At 40.1% G+C, this 23,847-nt stretch carries 21 protein-coding genes; 16 read left to right on the plus strand and 5 right to left on the minus strand.

What is annotated here, in order from left to right; all coding sequences use genetic code 11:
- Positions 1-78 precede the first annotated feature (78 nt).
- From LQ226_RS03590 to parC, 5 genes are all read left to right on the plus strand, one after another.
- Positions 79-1,134: an ABC transporter ATP-binding protein gene (locus LQ226_RS03590; RefSeq protein ID WP_231416456.1), complete on the plus strand. Its 1,056-nt coding sequence runs from the start codon at positions 79-81 to the stop codon at positions 1,132-1,134.
- Entirely contained in the window at positions 1,131-2,651 is a 1,521-nt protein-coding gene (locus tag LQ226_RS03595) for an ABC transporter permease/substrate-binding protein (RefSeq protein WP_231416457.1), read from the plus strand. Before LQ226_RS03590 ends, LQ226_RS03595 begins: the two co-directional genes overlap by 4 nt.
- Before the next feature lie 17 nt (positions 2,652-2,668).
- Complete coding sequence (locus LQ226_RS03600; RefSeq protein WP_231416458.1) at positions 2,669-3,082, plus strand: CoA-binding protein; 414 nt, start codon at positions 2,669-2,671, stop codon at positions 3,080-3,082.
- Between the two features lie 177 nt (positions 3,083-3,259).
- A complete protein-coding gene (parE, locus tag LQ226_RS03605; RefSeq protein ID WP_231416459.1) occupies positions 3,260-5,212 on the plus strand; it encodes a DNA topoisomerase IV subunit B in 1,953 nt (650 codons plus the stop codon).
- Positions 5,213-5,229: 17 nt separating this feature from the next.
- Positions 5,230-7,686, plus strand: a complete 2,457-nt coding sequence (parC, locus tag LQ226_RS03610) for a DNA topoisomerase IV subunit A (protein ID WP_231416460.1) — start codon at positions 5,230-5,232, stop codon at positions 7,684-7,686.
- Positions 7,687-7,730: 44 nt separating this feature from the next.
- Here the strand turns inward: parC and LQ226_RS03615 are convergent, their stop codons facing one another.
- Positions 7,731-8,696 (minus strand): nucleoside hydrolase, encoded by a 966-nt coding sequence (locus LQ226_RS03615; RefSeq protein WP_231416461.1) that lies wholly within the window; start codon positions 8,694-8,696, stop codon positions 7,731-7,733.
- 201 nt (positions 8,697-8,897) lie between these two features.
- On the opposite strand from LQ226_RS03615, the gene LQ226_RS03620 reads away from it, so the two are divergent.
- The 10 genes from LQ226_RS03620 (at position 8,898) to LQ226_RS03665 (ending at position 19,136) form a co-directional block, all read left to right on the plus strand.
- Entirely contained in the window at positions 8,898-9,494 is a 597-nt protein-coding gene (locus LQ226_RS03620; RefSeq protein ID WP_231416462.1) for a TetR/AcrR family transcriptional regulator, read from the plus strand.
- 94 nt (positions 9,495-9,588) lie between these two features.
- Positions 9,589-10,731, plus strand: a complete 1,143-nt coding sequence (locus LQ226_RS03625) for an acyl-CoA dehydrogenase (RefSeq protein ID WP_231416463.1) — start codon at positions 9,589-9,591, stop codon at positions 10,729-10,731.
- Positions 10,732-10,770: 39 nt separating this feature from the next.
- The gene (locus tag LQ226_RS03630) at positions 10,771-12,411 is read left to right on the plus strand and encodes an AMP-binding protein (protein WP_231416464.1); all 1,641 of its coding nucleotides are present in this window, start codon (positions 10,771-10,773) and stop codon (positions 12,409-12,411) included.
- A 20-nt stretch (positions 12,412-12,431) separates the two neighbouring features.
- Positions 12,432-13,784, plus strand: coding sequence for an acetyl-CoA carboxylase biotin carboxylase subunit (locus LQ226_RS03635; protein ID WP_231416465.1), 1,353 nt, complete (start codon positions 12,432-12,434; stop codon positions 13,782-13,784).
- Entirely contained in the window at positions 13,781-13,993 is a 213-nt protein-coding gene (locus LQ226_RS03640; RefSeq protein WP_231416466.1) for an acetyl-CoA carboxylase biotin carboxyl carrier protein subunit, read from the plus strand. Before LQ226_RS03635 ends, LQ226_RS03640 begins: the two co-directional genes overlap by 4 nt.
- Positions 13,994-14,009: 16 nt before the next feature.
- A complete protein-coding gene (locus LQ226_RS03645) occupies positions 14,010-14,921 on the plus strand; it encodes a hydroxymethylglutaryl-CoA lyase (RefSeq protein WP_231416467.1) in 912 nt (303 codons plus the stop codon).
- Complete coding sequence (locus LQ226_RS03650) at positions 14,918-15,700, plus strand: enoyl-CoA hydratase (RefSeq protein ID WP_231416468.1); 783 nt, start codon at positions 14,918-14,920, stop codon at positions 15,698-15,700. Before LQ226_RS03645 ends, LQ226_RS03650 begins: the two co-directional genes overlap by 4 nt.
- A 15-nt stretch (positions 15,701-15,715) precedes the next feature.
- Complete coding sequence (locus LQ226_RS03655) at positions 15,716-17,251, plus strand: acyl-CoA carboxylase subunit beta (protein WP_231416469.1); 1,536 nt, start codon at positions 15,716-15,718, stop codon at positions 17,249-17,251.
- A 103-nt stretch (positions 17,252-17,354) separates the two neighbouring features.
- Entirely contained in the window at positions 17,355-18,839 is a 1,485-nt protein-coding gene (locus tag LQ226_RS03660; protein WP_231416470.1) for a UDP-N-acetylmuramoyl-L-alanyl-D-glutamate--2,6-diaminopimelate ligase, read from the plus strand.
- Positions 18,840-18,977: 138 nt separating this feature from the next.
- Positions 18,978-19,136 carry a hypothetical protein gene (locus LQ226_RS03665; protein WP_231416471.1) on the plus strand — a complete coding sequence of 53 codons (159 nt, stop codon included), beginning with the start codon at positions 18,978-18,980 and terminating at the stop codon, positions 19,134-19,136.
- A gap of 56 nt (positions 19,137-19,192) precedes the next feature.
- On the opposite strand, the gene LQ226_RS03670 is transcribed toward LQ226_RS03665, so the two are convergent.
- From LQ226_RS03670 to LQ226_RS03685, 4 genes are all read right to left on the minus strand, one after another.
- On the minus strand, positions 19,193-19,573 hold the full coding sequence (locus LQ226_RS03670) for a PadR family transcriptional regulator (RefSeq protein WP_231416472.1): 381 nt from the start codon (positions 19,571-19,573) through the stop codon (positions 19,193-19,195).
- A 151-nt stretch (positions 19,574-19,724) separates the two neighbouring features.
- Entirely contained in the window at positions 19,725-20,717 is a 993-nt protein-coding gene (locus tag LQ226_RS03675; protein WP_231416473.1) for an ABC transporter substrate-binding protein, read from the minus strand.
- Between the two features lie 21 nt (positions 20,718-20,738).
- A complete protein-coding gene (locus LQ226_RS03680) occupies positions 20,739-21,491 on the minus strand; it encodes an ABC transporter permease (RefSeq protein WP_231416474.1) in 753 nt (250 codons plus the stop codon).
- Entirely contained in the window at positions 21,488-22,258 is a 771-nt protein-coding gene (locus LQ226_RS03685; protein WP_231416475.1) for an ABC transporter ATP-binding protein, read from the minus strand. The genes LQ226_RS03680 and LQ226_RS03685 overlap by 4 nt, the downstream gene beginning before the upstream one ends.
- Positions 22,259-22,664: 406 nt before the next feature.
- Between LQ226_RS03685 and LQ226_RS03690 the strand changes: the two genes are divergently transcribed.
- Positions 22,665-23,795: a glycosyltransferase family 4 protein gene (locus tag LQ226_RS03690; protein ID WP_231416476.1), complete on the plus strand. Its 1,131-nt coding sequence runs from the start codon at positions 22,665-22,667 to the stop codon at positions 23,793-23,795.
- Positions 23,796-23,847 lie beyond the last annotated feature (52 nt).

The raw sequence follows: 23,847 nt of genomic DNA on the forward strand, positions 1-23,847 counted from the left end.
CATTCCTGCCTTGTTTCATATATGATGGGAATAAGTTTTTATAAAATAATAAATTGTTCGAAAGCAAGGGGGAAAAGGATGATTGAATTTGACAAAGTTCAAAAGACATTCCCTGACGGAACAGAAGCTGTAAAAGATGTTTCGTTCCGTGTGGAAAAAGGGGAGTTTGTCACCTTAATAGGGCCCAGTGGTTGTGGGAAAACCACGTCTATGAAAATGATAAACCGTCTCATTGAACCAACATCCGGTGTAATAAAAATTAATGACAAGGATATACGAGAATATAATATTCATGAATTAAGGTGGAATATAGGGTATGTGTTGCAAGAAATTGCTCTCTTTCCACATATGACGATTGAAGAGAATATTGCAGTTGTTCCTGAAATGAAAAACTGGAAGAAGAAAGATCTAGAGAAGCGAACGAATGAATTAATGGAGATGGTAGGATTAGATCCCCATACATATAAAACACGAAAGCCTAGTGAGTTATCTGGTGGTCAACAACAAAGAGTGGGAGTTATTAGAGCTCTTGCAGCAGATCCTGACATCATCTTAATGGATGAGCCGTTTAGTGCTCTTGATCCGATTAGTCGTGAGCAATTGCAAGCTGACATACAGAAGCTTCAGCAGGAAATTCAAAAGACAATTGTTTTTGTAACGCATGATATTGATGAAGCACTTGCATTAGGTGACAGGGTTTGTCTAATGGACAAAGGGGAAGTCGTGCAAATCTCAACCCCTCAGGATCTTATTTTAAATCCTCAAACAGACTTTGTACGAAATTTTGTCGGAGAAAGAAAGTCTCCATGGCAAACCGCTGTAGACGTTATGGTAGATACTTCAAAGAATTATATCATTACAGAAAGTTCGCATTACCCAAAGGAAGGGACATATATCATTCAAGGAGAAGACCAGCAGTATAAAGGGGCTATTCAAAACGGAATGTTTATAGATTTACCTTCCTTACAAAATGATACTCATTTACGGAAAGCGACTCCTATATTTGATGAGTATGAAACTAGTATATTGCCGGTTGTAAAAGATAAACGATTAATCGGTACCCTATCACACCGTGATATTGTTGCTTACCTTCAGCAACAAACAAAGCTTGAAAACGGGGTGATTCACCAATGAGTGAGTTAAAAGCAACCTTTCTAGACAGGCAAGATATGTTTTGGCAAAGCATATGGGAGCATTTACAGCTATCGATTATATCATTATTGATCGCGATCTTAATTGCTGTACCACTTGGGCTTTTATTAACACGAACAAAAAGAATTGCTGAACCCATCATTACGGTTACAGCTATTTTACAAACGATACCCAGTTTAGCCATACTGGCGTTTTTAATCCCTATTGTGGGTATAGGATTTAAGCCTGCTATATACGCCTTATCTGCTTATGCTTTACTTCCGATTCTAAGAAACACCTATACAGGAATCAATGAAGTAGATAAAGCGCTCATTGAAGCTGCTAAAGGAATGGGGATGAGCTCATTCAGAAGGCTGGCTCGAGTCGAGTTGCCACTTGCTATGCCTGTTATTATGGCTGGTATCAGAACATCTATGGTGCTTATTGTGGGAACGGCAACCATTGCAGCCTTAATCGGCGCAGGAGGATTGGGAGAGTTAATTCTACTAGGCATAAACCGCGGTGGAGATATCCCATTGATTCTACTTGGCGCTATACCTGCAGCTCTCCTGGCAATTTTACTTGATAATATACTCAGGTTATTCGAACGAACGTCTGCAAAGTCTGGATTCAGGTCTTTAGCAACGATTCTTATTGCATCATTATTAATTGTAACCATTCCTTTCATTGTGAATGGGGATGATAAAGCAGACCTCGTAATTGGTGGTAAAATTGGAGCAGAACCAGCAATCCTAATGAATATGTACAAAGTCTTAATTGAAGAAGAAACCGATTTGTCGGTTGAAACAAAACCAAATTTCGGTAAAACTGATTATGTGTTTGAAGCATTAAAAGGCGGCGACCTTGATATTTATCCTGAATTTACAGGAACTGTTATCACTACACTTTTAGGAGAGCAAGCCGAAAGTAATGTGAAGCAAGAGGTATATGAACAAGCCAGGGACGGGATTAAAGAAGCGGAAAATATGGTTCTTCTTGAGCCGATGGAATACAACAACACGTATGCTGTAGCTACTACTCAAGAAATAGCTGAGCAATATGGCCTTGAATCGATTGGCGATCTTAAAGTAGCAGAAGATAAAGTCACCGCTGGTTTCACTCTTGAGTTTAATGATCGGTATGACGGGTATGTAGGAATGCAAGAAGAGTATGGGTTAGATCTAAATGTTAAAACGATGGAACCTGGGGTTCGCCAGACCGCAATAAAAGAAGGCGATGTACAAGTCATTGATGCTTATGCAACTGCCGGCTATATGGTTGCTTATAATCTTAAGGTCTTAGAAGACCCGGAGAATATTTTCCCGCCATATCAAGGGGCTCCTTTGGTAAAACAATCCACATTGGATCAATATCCTGAAATTCGAGATATCCTAAATCAGTTGGGTGGTAACATTACTAAACAACAAATGCAGGAAATGAACTATAAAGTAGACTTTGAAGATGAAGATCCTTATCAAGTTGCACGTAATTTCTTAAAGGATAACGGGTATATTGACTAAAGAAGGGAGATCTTACTATGCGAAATCCTTCTAATGAAGAGATTAAAGATATCTTAAGTCAAACAAAAACGATTGCCGTAGTTGGTTTATCGGATCGTCCTGAACGTACATCTTATCAAGTTTCAAAAGCTATGCAGGATGCGGGCTATAGAATCATTCCTGTAAATCCAACGATCGAAGAATCACTAGGCGAACGAGCGGTTTCTTCTTTGAGTGAAATCGAGGAACCTTTTGACTTGATTAATGTCTTCAGGCGCTCAGAATTTTTGCCTGAGGTGGCCAGAGAAGCTGTTCAGACTGAAGCAAAGGTTTTTTGGGCTCAGCAAGGTGTCCAGGATGAAGACACCTTTCGTTATTTGAGTGAACAAGGTATGACAGTGCTAATGGACCTCTGTATTAAAGTTGCCCATTCTGTTACAATAGGAAGGTAATAAGAGAGAAAATCCCTGTTCTTGCAGGGATTTTTTTCTTTTCGTGGAAAAAGGTTATTTGATTAAATTGTAGAAACCGCTAAAATAAAAGACAGGCGCTTTGCCCGTGCTCTTATTTACAAAAACGAACATCCGTTCTATTATAGATGTAAGAGCATTGAAAGGAGTACAAATAGATTGGCTAAGAATTCTACTCAATATAATGATGATTCAATACAAGTACTAGAGGGGTTAGAAGCAGTTAGAAAGCGACCTGGTATGTACATAGGAAGCACAGACCATCGCGGGCTTCATCACCTAGTATATGAAATAGTTGATAATGCCGTTGACGAAGCGTTAGCGGGTTATGGGAACCGAATTACGGTGACCATCCATAAAGATCAAAGTGTATCAGTACGTGACGAAGGGCGTGGTATGCCTACGGGGATGCACCGACTTGGTAAGCCCACCCCTGAAGTCATACTTACCGTGCTTCATGCTGGTGGTAAGTTCGGACAAGGCGGTTATAAGACAAGTGGTGGCCTGCATGGTGTAGGGGCCTCTGTTGTGAATGCGTTATCAGAATGGCTTGAAGTGACCATTTATCGTGATGGACAAACGTATTATCAACGTTTTGAAAATGGTGGTAAACCTGTCACGTCGCTTGAGAATAAAGGGGCAACAAGAAAAAGTGGAACTGTTATTCACTTTAAACCTGATTCTGAGATTTTCTCTATGACAACGTTCAATTTCGAAACTTTGTCAGAACGCCTGCGAGAAGCTGCATTTTTACTAAAAGGAATGGAAATTGTTCTAGATGATAAACGTCAGGAAGACCAAAAGGAAAGCTATCAGTATCCTGATGGACTAGAGTCGTTTGTAACCTACTTGAATGAAGAAAAAGATACACTTCATCCTGTAGTAGCATTTGAAGGGACTCAAGATGAAATTGAAATCGATTTTGGTTTTCAGTTTAATGATGGGTACGCTGAAAGTATGCTCTCATTTGTGAACAACGTCCGTACAAGGGATGGTGGAACACATGAATCAGGGGCTAAAACGGCTATAACAAGAATATTTAATGATCATGCCAGGAAAACAGGACTCTTGAAAGAAAAAGATAAGAACCTAGATGGTAATGATATCAGGGAAGGGTTCACAGCGGTTATTTCCGTTCGAATCCCTGAAGAGAAACTTCAGTTTGAAGGACAAACGAAGAGTAAATTAGGAACGTCTGAAGCTAGAAGTGCTGTGGATGCGGTTGTAGCAGAAAAATTATCGTATTTCTTAGAAGAAAATCCTGATGTGGCAACGATGCTTATCCGTAAAGCTATTAAAGCGAAGGAGGCACGCGAGGCCGCTCGAAAAGCTAGGGAAGATGCGAGATCAGGAAAGAAGAAAAAACGAAAAGAAACGTTACTGAGTGGAAAGTTAACACCAGCTCAATCTAAAAATGCTCAGAAAAATGAACTGTATCTCGTTGAGGGTGACTCTGCTGGTGGTTCTGCTAAGCAGGGACGGGATAGAAGATTCCAGGCTATTCTTCCTTTACGAGGCAAGGTCATTAATACAGAGAAAGCAAAACTTCAGGATATCCTAAAGAATGAAGAGATTTCAACGATTATCCATACCATTGGAGCAGGGGTTGGCTCGGATTTTGATATCAATGATTGTCAATACGACAAAATCATTATTATGACGGACGCTGATACCGATGGTGCCCATATTCAAGTATTGCTCTTAACATTTTTCTACCGTTATATGCAAGAACTCGTGAAAGAAGGTAAAATCTATATTGCTCTTCCACCTTTATATAAAATTTCTAAAGGAAAAGGGAAAAAAGAAAAGACACGATATGCATGGGAAGAAGATGAAATGCAGCAAGTGTTAAAAGAGTTTAAAAACGGGTATACCATTCAGCGATATAAAGGTCTTGGTGAGATGAACGCTGATCAGCTTTGGGAAACAACGATGAACCCTGAATCAAGAACCCTGATCCGTGTAACAATTGATGATTTAGCTCAAGCTGAGCGTCGTATTACCACTCTTATGGGTGATAAAGTAGAGCCGCGCAGGAAGTGGATCGAATCTCACGTAGCCTTTGGATTAGAAGAACAAAGTAATATTTTAGAGAATGATAAATTGCAATAGAGTAGGAGGTTCACCTTTTGTCTCAGTCAGAACAGTATATGGATTTGCCATTAGAAGAAGTATTAGGTGACCGGTTTGGTCGTTATAGTAAATATATTATACAGGATCGCGCGCTTCCTGATGCGCGCGATGGTTTGAAGCCTGTTCAACGTCGTATTTTATATGCGATGCATCAGGAAAAGAATACCCATGATAAACCATACCGTAAAGCAGCCAAAACAGTTGGTACGGTTATCGGTAACTATCACCCTCACGGTGATACGTCCGTTTATGACGCGATGGTTCGACTTAGTCAGGACTGGAAGCTTCGAAACCTATTAGTGGAGATGCACGGAAACAATGGGAGTGTGGATGGAGATCCCCCGGCTGCCATGCGTTATACAGAAGCAAGGCTTTCTAGTATGGCTTCTGAACTACTTCGAGATATTGATCAGGAGACAGTGGATTACATCCCAAACTTTGATGATACAATCGCTGAACCTGTTGTACTCCCAGCTAAATTTCCTAACTTATTGGTTAATGGTTCTACAGGTATCTCAGCAGGGTATGCAACAGAAATCCCTCCTCATAACTTAAGTGAAGTGATTGACGCCGTCATGATGAAGATCGATCGTCCGGAAGCTTCTGTAGATGATCTAATGGCTGTTATGAAAGGTCCTGATTTCCCAACAGGTGGTATTATACAGGGTGTAGATGGAATTAAGAAAGCTTATGAAACAGGAAAAGGAAAAGTGGTTGTTCGTGGCCGCGCTGTTATTGAGCAGTTACGTGGTAATCGCGAACAAATTGTAATAGATGAGATCCCTTATGAGGTAAATAAGGCTAATCTTGTTAAGAAAATGGATGAACTGCGAATAGACAAAAAAGTCGAGGGCATTGCTGAAGTTCGAGATGAAACGGACCGTACAGGATTACGCATTGTTATTGAGTTGAAAAAAGAAGTAGATAGTGAAGGGATATTAAAGTATCTTTATAAAGCTACCGATCTGCAAATCAGCTATAATTTCAACATGGTTGCGATCCATGACAAAACCCCTAAGTTAATGAGTCTTAAAGGGATTCTTGATGCGTATATAGCTCACCAAAGGGATGTAGTAACGCGGCAATCTGAATTTGAGTTACGAAAAGCAAAAGAAAGAGCTCATATAGTAGAGGGTTTAATTAAAGCGATATCGATTCTAGATGAAGTGATATCAACCATTCGTTCTTCAAGTGATAAACAAGATGCAAAGAAGAGACTTATGGAAGCGTTCGGGTTTACTGAACCTCAATCAGAAGCCATCGTAAACTTGCAATTGTATCGATTAACGAATACAGATATAACATCTCTTCAAACGGAAGCAGAGGAATTAAATAAACGAATTAGTGAGTTAGAAGCAATTCTTGCAGATGAAAAGAAACTACTTAAGGTTATTAAAAAAGACCTGGCTTCTATGAAAAAGAAATATCATACAGACCGTCTAACTGTTATTGAAGACGAAATCGAAAAATTAGATATTAACCCTGAAGTAACAGTCCCTAGCGAAGATATTCTCGTATCTGTTACGCAAGCAGGTTATATTAAACGTACAAGCCTACGTTCCTATGCAGCTTCAGGAGGAGAAGACTTTGCCATGAAAGAGGGAGATCGTCTCCTCGGGTTATTCGAAGTCAATACAACCGACACCATCCTTCTATTTACCAATAAAGGTAATTACCTCTATCTTCCAATCCATGGGTTACCAGATATCCGTTGGAAAGATCTTGGACAGCATATTGCCAATTTAATTACTGTTGAAAAAGATGAGCGAATCATCCGAGCTGTGCCAATTAGAGATTTTCAAGAAGCAAAATACTTCTTATTTGTGACCAAAGCAGGAATGATCAAGCGAAGCGAAATATCTCTTTACCAAGCACAACGTTATTCGAAACCACTAGTAGCTATTAATTGTAAAGGAGAAGACGAAGTGGTGGATGTACATGTAACAGACGGCCATCAGGACGTTTTCCTTGCTACTAATACGGGATATGGGCTCTGGTATCATGAATCAGAAGTGAAAATTATCGGTCAACGTGCAGCTGGTGTTAAAGCTATGGCATTAAAAGAGGATGAAGAAATTGTAGCAGGTAAAGTTTTTGAAGAGAACAGTGATCCATCAGTCCTTCTTGCTACTCAAAGGGGTGCAGTGAAGCGGATGAGGCTAAAAGAATTTGAAAAGTCTTCTCGCGCAAAACGTGGTGTAGTTATGTTAAGGGAACTGAAGAACAATCCTCATCGTGTCGTAGGTTTACAACTTACTCAAGGTCAAGAAATCCTTTTCCTTGAAACAGAAAATGGAACGGTTCAAGAGATTAACGCAGGTTCCTTCAAAGCGAGTGACAGATATAGTAATGGGTCATTTGTTATTGACCAGGATGAATATGGTCAAGTCGTGGCAGTATGGAGAGAAGCCGACTATGAGAAAGTGTTTGATACGGAAGAAGAACCATCATAGATGAAAGGAGAGGACTCTAAAGGGATTTACTTTAGAGTCCTTTTTTACTGATTAGATTCTATGAAAGCTTTCATTATTGAATTTATGAAGGCTTCATAATCAAATTTCATTGCAATATGTTGGAGAGGATAATCTTCCTTTTTATTACCTAGACGTAAATCTACGATGGTTTGCCCATAAGCTTCTCCTTTTTCAACTACTACTGTAACAGGAGCTTCTATGTAAGATATGGATCCTGGATGGAGAGCAGCCCATAAAACAAGAAGGTCATGAATAGGAGCTCCGGTTTGTGAATGGGTAGCGTTTGATTTCTGATAATACGTGTAGTAATAGTCAAATATTTCTACGAGAACAGAGCCAATCATAGGGTCTTTGCAGAAATCTTTAATGGTGTGGATCATATTTGAAGTGAGAATAGCAAAGTTTGTGACATTTAAGGGTATAATTTTTACTTTTTTTCGGACTGTAAATACGAGATTTGCAGCATAGGGATCCCCATATATATTCGCTTCTGCCACTGGCGTGACATTTCCTGGGGTGTGAAATGCGCCTCCCATCACATAAATATCCTCGATCATTTCAGCTATTTCAGGATAGAGCACAAACATTGAGGAAAGGGAAGAAAGTCTGCCTACATTTACAATCGTTAACTCATTACGGTATCGTTTAATGATGTCGACTGCTTTTGAATACTCGTGAATACGCTTATTCTGAATGTCGGATGAATAAGGCGAGAGAGGACCTAATCCAAACTCTCCATGGATGTCCTTAGGGTAAATGGGAAAGGCTCCAGTATAAGGTTTATAGGCTCCTCGAATAATATCAATCGAAGATTCTGCTTTCGTTAACGCACGCAAGAAAAGAGCATTGTTTTCAGCGTTATGTTCTGAAATGTTTCCATAGCCTGTAACGAGACCGACAATTTCAATAGAAGGCTCCATTCGAGCATATAGTAAGGCAATGACATCGTCGATACCAAAGTCTCCAAAGAATAAGATCTTCTTGGGCACCTCTAACACCCCTTTTAACCATTTATTACACTATATGGTAATTAAATCCAAACTATAACATGAAGAAATCCCCATTAACACTTCCTTATACTTAGTAGCAACTCCGAACAAAAAAATAATAAACCAAACCAAAGAGTATTTCAATTATTCAGAATTTTGTGCTATGATGTAAATGAAAAAATAATAGAAAGTAGATGATCTATGAAAGAGTTAAAAGACAGAATAATCGATGCAGCGCTCGTTTTATTCGAGAAAGATGGCTATCACGGTGTAACAGTCAATCAAATTGTTGAGCATTGCAAGGCTTCAAAGGGAGGATTTTATCACCACTTTGAATCCAAAGATGAATTGTTATATGTGATACACGATACCTTCATTACATATGTTTTAGAGAAAGCACATGTAGCGAAGCAAACCTACCACTATCCCACAGAGCAACTTCAAGAGATGATCACATCCTTCGTAAAAGTATTCGATCTATACAAGCCACATATTTATGTCTTCTACCAAGAAAGCACGTACTTAAAACCGCATTATGAAGAACGAATTAAAGAGAAACGAAATGAATTTAAAGAGCTTTTATTCTCTGTTATTGAAAAAGGTCAGCAGACTGGTGATTTCAGAAAGGAACTACCAGTTGTGATTACGGGTATGTCGATCCTTGGCATGGTGAACTGGACCTACAAATGGTACAAGAAGGATGGAGAAAAAAGTATCGATGAGATTGCGAACATCTACGTAGATTTAATCTTGCATTCTGTTTTAAAAGAACCAGATCAAAGTCTTTTAAAGTTATAGAATTCTATTTTTTTCAGAATTTTATAAAGCGCTTACATGTGAATTGTACCGACTAAGCGGTCGGTCAATTAAAAAAGATAAAGGAGTAGATGGAATGAATTTCGAATTAAGTAAAGAGCAAGAAATGACACAGAAAATGGTTAGGGAATTTGCACAAGAGGTCATTGCTCCAAGGGCCGTAGAACTCGATAAGACTTCCACGTTTGCTAAAGATATTTTTGATCAGATGGGTGAACTCGGTATGTTAGGCATTCCTTTCCCTGAAGAATATGGAGGGTCTGGTGGAGATACGATTACTTATGCTCTGGCTGTTGAGGAAATAGGCCGCGTCTGCGGAGGAACTGGGTTGAGTTATGCTGCAGCTGTATCCCTTGGTTCAAGTCCAATCTATTACTTTGGAACAGAAGAACATAAGAAAGAGTTTTTGGTGCCACTAGCGAAAGGGGAAGCACTTGCTTCGTTTGGGCTTACAGAGCCTAATGCCGGGAGCGATGCTGGAGGAACTCAAACAAGGGCGATTCAGGATGGAAATGAATTTGTGATTAATGGAGAGAAATCTTGGATTACTAATGCAGGGTACGCTAAGACGTTAACCGTAACGGCTGTTTCTGGTAAAGATAGTAGAGGAAAAAACATTATATCTGCTTTTCTTGTTCCGACAGATACACCAGGTCTTAAAATCTCAAGTAATTATGACAAGATGGGAGTTAGAGCATCAAATACATCTGAGATAATCTTGGAGGATGTTCGTGTTCCAAAGGAGAATATTTTAGGTGATCCTTCAAAAGGTTTTAAGCAATTTTTGCACACATTAGATGGAGGTCGGATTTCAATTGCTGCTCTAGCTGTAGGAATCGCACAAGCTTCCCTCGATAAAGCATTAGCTTATGCAAAGGAGCGGAAACAGTTTGGTCAACCAATCTCAAACTTTCAAGCCATTCAATTTAAGTTAGCAGATATGGCAATGGAAGTAGAATTAGCAAGAAACATTGTTCTTAAAGCAGCTTGGCTTAAAGACCAGAAAAAGCCTTTCACGAAAGAATCTGCTTATGCTAAGTTGTTTGCTTCTGAAACCGCTTTCCGGTCAGCGAATCAAGCCATCCAGATTCATGGTGGTTATGGATATATGCGTGAGTACGAGGTAGAACGTTATTTACGTGATGCGAAGTTATTAGAGATAGGAGAAGGAACATCTGAGATCCAACGTCTGGTCATTAGTCGTCAGTTAGGGTGTTAGTGTACGATTTACTAAATTTATAGAGGAGGCAGGTAAACAATGCCCTTATTAGAAAAGACGGTTGGAGAATTGCTGGAGGATAAAGCGAGTGCTCATCCTGAGCATGAAGCTTTCGTTTATCCGGAGCTTGGGATCCGAAAAACATATCGTGAATTTGATAGCCTAACAGATGCAGCCGCAAAAGGTTTTATGAGTTTAGGTATTCAAAAGGGTGAGCATGTTGCCATTTGGGCAGACAATAAACCAGAATGGCTTATCTCTCAATTTGCTACAGCTAAGATGGGTGCGGTTCTCGTCACAGTTAATACTAATTATCAAGCACGAGAGCTCGAATATTTATTGAAGCAATCTGATGCAACGACTCTAATATTGGCTGAGGAGTATAAAGGTACTTCTTACGTAGATATTTTAAAGCAAATCTGTCCTGAACTCGGTCATTCTGGTAAGGGTAAACTCTATAGCCCTAATTTACCTCATCTAAAAAATATAATCATTCTTAATGACCGGAATGAGTCTTCAATGTATACATGGAAAGAAATTATGGAAGAAGGAAAGCGTATAACCTCTGAGCAGCTCAAGCAGCGTAAACTTTCTTTATCCCATAAAGACGTTATCAATATGCAATATACATCTGGTACAACTGGCTTCCCTAAAGGGGTTATGCTTTCCCATTACAATATTGTAAATAACGGGAACCAAGTAGCAGATGCGATGAAGTTAACTGAGGATGATCGATTGTGCATACCCGTCCCATTCTTTCATTGTTTTGGCTGTGTGCTTGGTACAATGGCAGCCGTCTCTAAAGGGAGCACAATGGTTATTTTAGAACAATTCGAACCTGTGGCTGTGATGCGGGCGGTTCAAGATGAACAATGTACGGCGCTTCATGGGGTGCCGACAATGTTTATAGCAGAACTCAATCATCCTGATTTTTCAGATTTTAAGTTTCCTCATTTACGCACAGGTATTATGGCAGGATCAACATGTCCTATGGAAGTTATGAAAAAAGTCATTCATAAAATGGGGGCCAGTGAAATTACGATTGCATATGGCCAGACTGAATCTTCCCCTGTAATCACCCAAACTACAACGGATGACCCAATTGAAAGAAGGGTAGGGTCTGTTGGAAGAGCTCACCCAAACGTGGAAGTCAAAGTCATTGACCCGGCAACTAGTGAGGAAGTACAAGCTTTGGTGCCTGGCGAACTTTGTACAAGAGGGTATTTAGTGATGGAAGGGTATTACAAGAATAAGGAAGCTACTTTTGCCGCTATTGATGAGGAAGGATGGCTTCATACTGGTGATATAGCTGTAATGGATGAAGAAGGATATGTGGAGATCACCGGAAGAATTAAGGATATGATTATTCGCGGGGGTGAGAACATCTACCCAAGAGAGGTAGAAGAGTTCTTATACACTCATGGAGATGTGTTAGATGTTCAGGTCATCGGAGTACCTGATGAAAAATATGGAGAAGAACTCATGGCGTGGGTTATTTTGAAGGAAGGTAGAGAGCTTTCGAAAGAGGAGCTCAAAACATTTTGCCACGGGGAAATCTCTCGTCACAAGATACCAAAGTATATAGAATTTGTATCAGAATACCCGATGACAGCGAGTGGTAAAATCCAAAAATATATTTTGCGCGAAAATGCACTTCATCTCATCCAAAATCAAACTTAATTTGAATGGAGGAATCTAAGATGTTCTCGAAACTACTTATTGCTAATCGAGGAGAAATCGCTTCTCGCATTATCCGAACATGTAAGCGCTTGAATATTCAAACCGTAGCGATTTATTCCGAACCAGATGAGGATAGTCCGTATGTTAAGGAAGCAGATGAAGCCTTTCCTCTTGGTGGGTCAAGAGTTCATGAGAGTTACTTACAAGTAGATAAAGTTATTGAGATCGCTAAAAAAGCAAGGGTTGATGCCATTCACCCAGGTTATGGGTTACTAAGTGAAAATGGCGATTTTGCAGAGCGAATCCAGTCAGAAGGTATAACCTTTATTGGTCCCACAAGCGATGTAATCAGGAGTATGGGAAGTAAAGTGGAAGCGAGAAGGATGATGAAGGATGCCTTAGTTCCCGTTATTCCTGGTACGTCTTCGTCAACGAAAGATGCTGATGCAGCTGTCAAAGCCGCTTCTGAAATTGGGTATCCTATTATGCTAAAAGCGTCTGCTGGTGGTGGCGGCATCGGAATGCAAGTGGTCACAAATGATGAGGAATTAAGAAAGGCCTATGAAAGTAACGCTAAGCGAGCGCAAATGTTTTTTGGGGATGGGACGATGTTTTTAGAAAAGAAAATTGTAAATCCCCATCACGTAGAGATTCAAGTATTGGCTGATCAGAAAGGCCATGCTATATACCTTTTTGAGCGGGAATGTTCTGTACAGCGGAGGCACCAAAAAGTTGTGGAGGAAGCACCTTCTCCTTATATCTCAGAAGAAACAAGAGTCAAAATGGGTGAGGCAGCACTTAAAGCCGTTCAAGCACTCGGGTATCAAAATGCAGGTACAGTTGAATTTTTGGTGGATGATAATCAACAATTTTACTTCCTTGAAATGAACACGCGCCTTCAAGTTGAACACCCTGTAACAGAAGAAATTACCGGCTTTGATTTAGTGGAAGAGCAGATTCGCATTGCTTCAGGCGAGGCGTTGCGATATAAGCAAAACGAATTAACGATTCATGGCCATGCCATAGAGGTCCGAGTTTACGCAGAAGATCCGAAGACGTTTTACCCTGCACCTGGACAAATGAACAATTTGCAACTACCAGTTGGGGATCACATTAGACATGAGTTGGCTGTTCACTCGAAGAGCTTTGTATCTCCCTTCTATGATCCTATGATCGCAAAATGCATTACGTGGGGGGAAACAAGAGAGGAAGCAATAGAAAGAATGTCTTATGCTTTAAGCCAATATGAAGTTGAAGGTATTAAAACAAACCTCCCTATGCTGAGAACAGTGCTGAATCATGAAGTATTTAAACGCGGTAATTATACCACTAGTTTTGTAGAAGATTATTATCTAAAGGAGGAAGCAAAATGACAGAAGTTAAGGCAAACATGGCAGGAAGTGTATGGAAAATTGTAGTGGCAGAAGGAGATCAGGTTACATCCGGTCAGGATCTCTTGATCTTAGAATCAATGAAAATGGAAATCCCCATCGCTACAGATGATGATGGAACAGTAAAAGAACTGAAGGTCCAAGAGGGAGAGTTTGTCAATGAGGGGGATGTTGTAGCCATTCTTGAATAAAAGGAAGGGGATTCTAATGAATTTACCAAATGAAGTAAAAGTTAAAGAAGTTGGACCTAGAGACGGGTTGCAAAACGAAAAAGAACATGTCTCAACTGTGGAGAAGATTGAGTGGATTAATCAATTGTCAGAAACAGGCCTTTCTTATGTAGAAATTACTTCCTTTGTTCACCCAAAATGGATTCCGCAACTTGGTGATGCAGTAGACGTAGCTAAACGAATTAATCGAAAAGAAGGAGTAACATATGCAGCTCTGGTACCTAATGAGAAAGGGTTAGAGCGAGCGCTAGAAGCGGATATTGATGAAGTCTCTATTTTCATGTCCGCTTCTGAAGCGCATAATCGTAAGAATATTAATAAATCTATTTCTGAAACTTATCCTGTCCTCTCACCTGTGGTTCAAACGGCGAAAGAAGAAGGGAAAACAGTAAGAGCATATGTATCCACAGCATTTGGTTGTCCTTATGATGGCAACGTAGAAGTAGATCAAGTCTTATCTGTATGCCAGAGATTATTTGAAATGGGGATCGATGAATGCTCGATTGGAGATACAATCGGAGTAGCAAACCCTCTCCAAGTAGAACAAGTGCTTACTTCGTTAAGTCAACACTTCTCAAAAGACCAGTTAGCCCTGCATTTTCATAATACAAGGGGGACTGCCTTAGCTAACGTTCTAACGGCATTGCAATTAGGCTTTACAACGTTTGATAGTTCTCTTGGTGGTCTTGGAGGTTGTCCTTATGCCAAGGGAGCTTCAGGTAATCTGGCTACAGATGATCTATTATACATGCTCGAAGAAATGGGCATTCATACAGGAATTGACCTTCATAAGCTCCTGAAATCTGGGGAGTGGATTCAGGGTGTTGTGGACCGTCCTTTGCCAAGTCATCATATGCAACTGGTCAGAAGTGGAGGGATTCATGCTTGAAGAAATCAGTAGTCTTACAAGTAGTGGAAGATTACGTGTATGAAATTACCTTAGACAGACCGGAGGCTGCTAATGCATTCTCTCATGAATTGATGGATGATTTCTTACAATGTTTGAATGAAATAAAAAAATCAAGTGAAGTAAGATGTGTCATTGTGAAAGGAAGCGGGGACAAGGCCTTTTGTGCGGGAGCGGATTTAAAAGAAAGACGAGGTATGAATGATCAACAAGTGGTCGAAACCGTACATAAAATAGGACGATGCATTAAAGAATTTGAATCTCTTGAAATTCCAACGATTGCTTCTATAAATGGTGTTGCTTTCGGAGGTGGCTTAGAACTAGCGCTCGCTTGTGATATACGATTCGTAAGGGATGATACCAAAATGGGCTTAACCGAAACATCACTAGGTATTATACCAGGAGCGGGAGGTACTCAACGCCTGCCTCGCTTAATAGGAGTTGGAAAGGCTAAGGAATTAATTTTTAGCGCTCGTCGGATTTCTTCTGTAGAAGCTGGTCAAATAGGTATGGCTGAGAGAGTTGTTCCTTTTGCTAAATTAGAGGAAGAAACGAGAGAGCTTGCGAGAAGAATCGCAAGTAATGCCCCGATTGCCCTTAAAGAAGCTAAGCGAGCGATTGATTTAGGGATAAATACAGATAAGGATACTGGTCTATCTATCGAGTCCCTGTGCTACAAGCAAACCATTCCGACTGAGGACCGAATGGAAGGATTAAATGCTTTCAGGGAGAAACGTTCCCCAAATTATAGAGGCAAATAAAAAAGGAGGATCTATATGACAACAAAATATGATCAGACATTTCAAGACAAAGTCGATGGCATAAAAAAAGGTGGTCTTGAAAAGTACCATCAAAAAAATGCCGAAAAAGGAAAGCTATTTGTTCGAGAGCGATTGGAGTTATTATTTGATGACGGAATGGATATAGAAGATGCTTTCTTTGCGAATTGTCAAGACGGATCTCTTCCGGCAGACGGTGTGGTTACAGGTTTAGGGAAAATTAACGGTGAGACCGTTTGTGTAATGGCAAATGATTCAACGGTAAAAGCTGGTTCTTGGGGAGCTCGGACAGTTGAGAAAATTATTCGTATTCAGGAAACAGCGGAAAAGCTCGAAGTCCCTATGCTTTATCTCGTTGATTCAGCTGGCGCAAGAATTACCGATCAAGTTGAAATGTTTCCAGGCAGACGTGGAGCAGGGAGAATCTTTTATAATCAGGTAAAACTTTCAGGACGTGTGCCTCAAGTTTGTTTACTCTTCGGTCCATCTGCTGCAGGGGGCGCATATATTCCTGCTTTTTGTGACATTGTGGTGATGGTAGAAGGGAATGCATCTATGTATTTAGGTTCACCACGAATGGCTGAGAAAGTGATTGGTGAAAAAGTGAGCCTCGAAGAAATGGGTGGGGCTAAGATGCATTGTTCTGAATCTGGATGCGGGGATGTATTAGCTAAAAGTGAACAAGAAGCGATCGATTATGCGCGAAATTATTTAAGCTACTTCCCACAAAATTTCAGAACCGCTGCGCCATCAAAGGAACCGCTACCTGTTAAACCTCATGATCAAACTATCAAAGAATTGATACCAGAAAACCAAAACGCTCCATTTGATATGTATACATTAATTGATCACTTGATTGATGAAGATTCGTTTTGTGAGATTAAGAAGTTATTCGCAAGGGAACTGATTACTGGACTAGCCCGGATGAATGGAAAACCGGTTGGTATTATAGCGAACCAGCCGCGTATGAAAGGCGGCGTGTTGTTTCACGACTCAGCAGATAAGGCCGCTAAATTTATTAATCTATGCGATGCCTTCCATATCTCACTATTATTCTTGGCGGATATTCCAGGGTTTATGATAGGCACCCGCGTAGAAAAAGCAGGGATCATTCGTCACGGGGCGAAAATGATTTCGGCTATGAGCGAAGCAACGGTACCTAAAATCTCAGTTATTGTTCGAAAAGCTTATGGTGCAGGTTTATATGCTATGGCTGGTCCTGCTTTCGAACCAGACTGTTGTCTAGCTCTTCCAAGTGCTCAAATTGCTGTTATGGGACCAGAAGCAGCAGTTAATGCTGTATATGCGAATAAGATAGCAGAGTTATCAGAAGAAGAACGTCCTCAATTCATAAAAGAAAAACAAGAAGAATATAAAGAGAATATTGATATTTATCGCCTTGGTTCTGAAATGGTAGTTGATGATATTGTAGATCCTAATCGATTACGAGCAGAACTAATTACACGTTTCTCTTCCTATGAAACGAAACGTTTACAGTTTACTGAGCGAAAGCATGGCGTATATCCGGTTTAAGCACTTCTTTATTGCGCTAAATATTGAAATGACGATAGAATTGACAAGCACATCAGGGACTCTTCTGACATGATTAAAACTGACCCTTATGGAGGTTCTATAAATGGAATTACAAACAATATTAAACAACGTTGACTACAAAATTCTACAAGGGGATGTTCACGTAACCATTGAATCTGTTGCCTATCATTCAGGTTTAATCCAGCAAGATTCCTTGTTTATCTGTCTTGAAGGAACAAAACGAGACGGACACGACTATATTGCCCAAGCTGTTATGAAGGGTGCTGTCGCCATTATTATTCAAAAACAAGTTGGTCTTGAATTTGTTCCTAAGGATATGACAGTGATTCAGGTTGAGAATACAAGAAATGTACTTCCTGTTATCGCCAGTCAATTCTATAGTCATCCATCCCAAAGCTTTCGTTTAGTAGGGGTGACAGGAACAAGTGGGAAAACATCTGTATCCCATCTGATTTCGTCGATCTTACAACATTCAGGAAGAAAAGTAGGGACTGTCGGAACGCTTGGGGACCGTATTAACAATACGGAGATGAACGCGTACCGTACAACTCCTACAACACCGGAAACAGTAGACCTGCAAGCATCTTTTGCAGCCATGCGCGATCAAAGTGTGACAGATGTTATTATGGAGGTCTCTTCACTAGGGCTGAAGAATAAACGAGTATTAGAATGTCAATTTGATGTTGGGATTTTTACAAATTTATCAGAAGACCATCTTGAGGATCAGGGGGCATTTGATGATTATAAAGAAAGTAAGCTTTCCTTATTCCCGATGTGCCCTTATTCGATCTTGAATGCTGATGACCCGTATATATCTGAGTTTATTGCGGCTACTAACGGGTGCTATGAAACCTACGGAATCAATAATAAAGAGGCAGACTTAGTTGCTACCCATATTAAAGATAATGAAAACGGAGTAACGTTTCAACTTACACATAAAGAATTCCAAAATGAAGTATACGTACCAATAAAAGGGGCTTTCACAGTATCAAATACCTTAGCAGCCATTAGCTGTTCTCTCCATTTAGGTCTAGAGATTGATGACATTGTAGAGGCATTAAAACATGTGAGAAGACCAGACGGACGCCTGCAAACCATCCATTCCCCTGAGGGATTTACCGTAATGGTTGACCATGCCAATACCCCTGAAAAATTGGAGAAGGTCTTATTAAATTTATCTCCTATTAAAAAGGGAAATGTATTTGTTGTTTTTGGTTGTGGAGGAGAACGCGATAGAGGAAAAAGAGCTGTCATGGGTGAGATTGCTTCTAGGTGGAGTGATTATGTGATAATCACCTCAGATAACCCTCGCTCAGAAGATCCCTCTAGGATCGTAGCTGAAGTAGAAGAAGGAATGAAAGCCCCGGGAGACTATGAAATTATAGAAGATCGAGAAGAAGCCATACACAGGGCGCTCCGTATGGCCGAACCGAGAGATATCATTCTGATAGCAGGCCGGGGAAATGAAGATTTTCAGGAAGTAGATGGATCAAAGGTCGTGTTTAATGATTTTGATGTAGTTGAGAAGTTTATGAATCAGCACACATCACCGATCAAGGAGGGGTAAGTCATAACAAGTCCAGTGAAACGACGTATCGTTTTTGGTTGTGGATTGTTTTTAGGATTGTATCTCTTACTAAAGGGAATTGACTTTTTTCAAACCTCCGGAAGAAATATTGGAACTCCGCAGGAATTGCATTTGTTCATGGTTGACGTAACAGAGCTACTTCCTTTTCAACAACCTCCCATTACGGGAACCATATTGTTAGTAATGGGGTCCATTATAGCTGCGTTATGCTTTGTTGCTTTCCTTCGCACCACTCACCATGAGGAGCAGAATCAATTTGATCAAAAAGTAAAATAGAACGGTGAATCATAGCCAATAATAAAAACCGCTTCCCTTAAGGGAAGCGGTTTTTATTATTGATAAACTTCATTCATAATACGTTTTAAAATATGGATTTGCTCATCAAATAGGATTTTATAATGTTTTTTCATGACTTCGAATTCTTCAGATCCTTGTTCCGTAACACGGTACCAGTATACTTTTTGTCGTTTCTTCTCCAGGGATTTGTAATCTTCACGCCGCTGTAACAATCCTTCTTCTGTCATATCGTGAAGCGTATCAAGCAAAGTAGATGGAGCTGGCTGCCAGTTACCTGTTAACTTACTAAACTCTTCTTTAAAATGCTCGCTAATCAGAGACGTCCGTTTGTGTAACAAATGCAAAATATAAAACTTAGTAAACTGAGCGGCAGACATATTAAGAGCAAACTTCTTTGGATTATTTTTGTGTGACATCCAAACGACACCCCTTTTGGTAGAAAATAAGTTTGTTACCAACATCTACAATACTAGTATACCATATTTTATACTTAGTAGTAACTCAGAATATTCAAAAAGTGTAACAAAAAACCTTGAGAACAACTCTGCAGTTCCCAAGGTTTTTTCATTACTCTATAAAACTTTTATCAACTAATCCTTCTAGGTCTGGCTGTTCTTTTAAGAATTCCAGATCATAAGAAGAGTTTGCGAATGCTTGCAGATAATCTGGGTTGATATCATACGTGAAAGTGATGCGTTCCCAAGCGCTATCGATCACTGTGCGAGACAATTCTTGTTCAGTAATTTCTTTTATCTTATTAATCGCAATCGTTTTGGATTCGTCCGGATTATCTTGTATATATTCTGTTGCTTTTTTATGTCCATCTACTAATTTTTGAACCAATTCCTTGTTATCTTTAACCAGTTCCCCAGATGTAACAAATACAGCAGCTGGGAGGGTTTCCCCATACGCTACATTTTTCGTATCAATTAATACTTTTCCATAACCTTCTTCTTCAATGTAAGAGGCCCAAGGTTCTGGTACGGTTGCTACATCGACTTTGCCATTTGCAAATTGTTGGGCATATGTGGCAGGTTTACCTGTAACATGTTTCATGTCCCCATTAAGACGATCTGACTTCATGCCGAACTCTCTCATCATTAATGTTTCAAACTGAACGTCATGAGTACAACCAACGCGAGGAGATATGAAAGTCTTTCCTTGAATATCTTCTGGAGAGTTTATACCTGAGTCTTTACGAGCCATTATAACAGTACCGCCTGTAGAACCAGCAGCTACAATATTAATATCCGCTCCATTGGTGAAGTGATTCATAGCAGGTCCTGGTCCAACAAGGCCTCCATGAATTTCACCTGTTTCAATGGCTGTCATAAAACTTGATCCGTCCGGGAAGTATTTATAGCTTACCTCAGTCCCATCTGGTAATGTTTCTTCATAAAAATCTTTCTCTTCGGCTACCATACCCGCAACGTGATTTATGTTAGGAAAGTAGCCAATCACGATTTCTTCTGGTGTCGAGCCTGATGTTGATTTACTTCCACAAGCCGTTAAGACGACCGCAAGTAATGCAATTATGAATACCGATAAACGTTTCTTCATGTTCTCCACCCCTTAAAATTTTTATAAAAGTCCCCATCGCTTCATAACGGATTTCTCTAGTTTAGAGAAGACTAAATGATCCACTGTGGAACCAATAATCCCTATAATCAGAATGATCGCCATTACGACGTCAACTCTTGCAAAGTCAAATGCATACGTCAGCGAGTACCCAAGTCCAGGTCCATTGCTTAACAACTCACCAGCCATGAGAGCACGCCAGCTAAATGCCCATGCGAGACGAATCCCCGTCATAAAATGGGGAACAGACGCTGGAATCTCGACTTTAAAGAATAGTTCTAAACCATTGACCCCCATCGTCCTCGCTGCTTTTTTAAAAGAAGAAGGTACGTTTCGGAGAGCGGTTCTTGTATTTAGTGCCATCACAAAAATCCCGCCTATGACAACAACAAAAATGACAGCCATTTCATTAAATCCAAACAGTAATAATGACAAGGGAACCCATGCAATACTTGGAATACTTTGTAATGCAATTAAGTACATGCCTGCTGTCTCATCCGCCTGTTTGGATTTAGCAAGCAAAACTCCAATCGCTGTTCCAAGGATGATGCTGACAGGCAATCCGTATAATAAATGTTTGAAACTTGCTAATAAAGCTTTCGTTAATGATCCATCCTTAAATCCTTCAATTAATGCAAAGTACACATCAATGGGAGGTGGAAATGCAATATCAGGAAAGACCCCCGATGAATAAACACCTTGCCACAAGGCGACTACCGCTACTAGAAATAAAAGCCGTTTTAAAAATATTTTCATTGTAATTCTTCCTTTAAAACTTTGTTAATTTCACCTTCTAATAATCCCATTACGTGTTGTTCTAACTTAATTACGTCTGGATTGGCCCGTTCTCTTGGGCGTTGGAGATCTACAGAAAGGTCTTCTATAATACGACCTGGACGTGTTCCCATTACAATGATACGGTCTGACAATTTTATAGCTTCAGAGATCGAGTGAGTCACAAACAGGATCGTCTTTTGATCTTCAGACCAGATTCTTAGCAATTCATCGTGCAATATGTGTCTGGTTTGCTCATCTAGCGCCCCGAATGGTTCATCCATAAGCAAAACCTTAGGATCCATCGCCAGAGCTCTCGCGATAGCTACTCTTTGCTGCATTCCTCCTGAAAGCTCATGAGGATAAGCTTGTGTAAAACGACTAAGATGCACCATTTGCAAATATTTCTTAGCTGTTTCAGTCTGTTCTTTTTTTGATAGGTGTTTCAAAGAGAACTTTACATTTTCCAACACATTTAACCATGGAAATAAGGCGGGTTGCTGAAAAACCATACCACGATCAGGGCCTGGCTTAGAGACCGGTTGCTGATCTAATAGGATGGAGCCGTCTGTAATCGACTCAAGACCAGCTACCATGGAAAGAAGGGTTGACTTCCCACAACCGGAAGGACCAAGAATCGAAACAAAGTTGTGCTCTTCGATGGATAAATTGATATCAGAGAATACCTCCCAGCTTCCATTTTCTTCGTGCGGAAATGATTTTGATACATGATTGAGTTCTAAGTACATTTGCTCAGCCCTTTTCTTTAATTCTTATAAGATTAATCGGAATTATATGCGTTATATTATACGGTCCCGTGGAAAAACGTGTCAACCTATTTAAGAATATTATGAAATGTTTCTGTTTTCTGAAATGATAAGTGTAGAGAAATCACTAGTTGTGAACTGTGAAATTGCACGAAATATGGTACAATATGTGCGGCAAAAGTCTATCTAATTTACAGCCCATTTATATTACTTACATCGTTTTAACAGAACTTTAAGGGCTCATGAGTGAAAAGTTCGTTAGATTACTGGTATGATAAAAAGAACTTGGAGACCGGGAACCTTGGTCTTATATAGTAGTACATAAGAGTAAAACGTATAGGTTATGGAAAACTTAAAACTTAACTGAGAAATAAAGGAGTATGCCAGCGTGAAAATCGCAATTGTAACAGAAACCTTTTTACCTTCCACGGATGGAGTGGTAACTAGGCTTAAAGAAGCTATTAAATACCTAAGAAATCAGCAGCATGAAGTTGTTGTCATTGCTCCTGATTTAGGGGTTTATGAATATGAGGGGGCTATCGTCGAAGGTGTGAAGACAACGACTCTTCCGTTCTATAAGTATCGTCCTTTCTCCTTGCCAAATAAAGTCGTTAAAACGTTACTGCAAAAACATAATCCAGACATCGTTCATGTGGTAAATCCTGCTCTAGTGGGGGTATCAGGGGTGAAATATGCGAAGGAATTAAACATTCCGTTGTTAGCCTCCTACCATACACACGTACCAAAATATCTGGATTACTATAAACTGTATGCATTTAAACCTCTTTTATGGTGGCATTTCAAACGTCTTCATAATCAGGCAGACCTAAACCTTTGTACGTCACAAGCTGTAAAAGATGAGTTAGATGAAGAAGGGTTTCATAATGTCCATGTCTGGAAAAGAGGCGTTGCCGTGGACCGTTACTCGCCTGATCATTACAGTCAGGAAATGAGAAACCGTCTCACAGGTGGCGAACCCCACAAGAAGTTACTCGTGTTCGTTGGAAGACTTGCTGCAGAGAAAGAGATTCATAAGCTAAAGCCACTTCTCGAACAACGGGATGACGTAAGGTTAGCTATTGTAGGGGATGGGCCAGCCCGTGAACAGGTTGAGAAAACATTTGAAGGCACAACGGCGCTTTTCACAGGCTTCTTGCACGGTGACGAGCTGAATCAGGCTTTTGCCTCAGCAGATGCCTTTATCTTCCCATCTGTCACAGAAACACTAGGGTTAGTTATTCTCGAAGCAATGGCTTCAGGCTTACCTGTAATTGCTGCTAAGAGCGGTCCGACAATGGAACAAGTAGAAGATGGACGTACTGGACTCTTATTTGAAAATGAAGACACCGATAGCTTAATTGAAGCTGTGGAGAAGCTAGAGGATGTCGAGCTTATGCAACAACTTCGGGAGAATGCCCGTAAAGAAGCTGAGAAATTCAGCTGGACAAAGCCATCTGAACAATTGTTAGAATATTACGAGCAAGTTTTAGGTGCTGTTAAAATGAAACAAGCGAATTGAAAGGATAATGGAGAGTCTTCTTAATGAAGGCTCTCCATTTTACTAAAAGTGG

The organism is Pontibacillus sp. HN14 (assembly GCF_021129245.1).
Classification (GTDB): Bacteria; Bacillota; Bacilli; order Bacillales; family BH030062; genus Pontibacillus.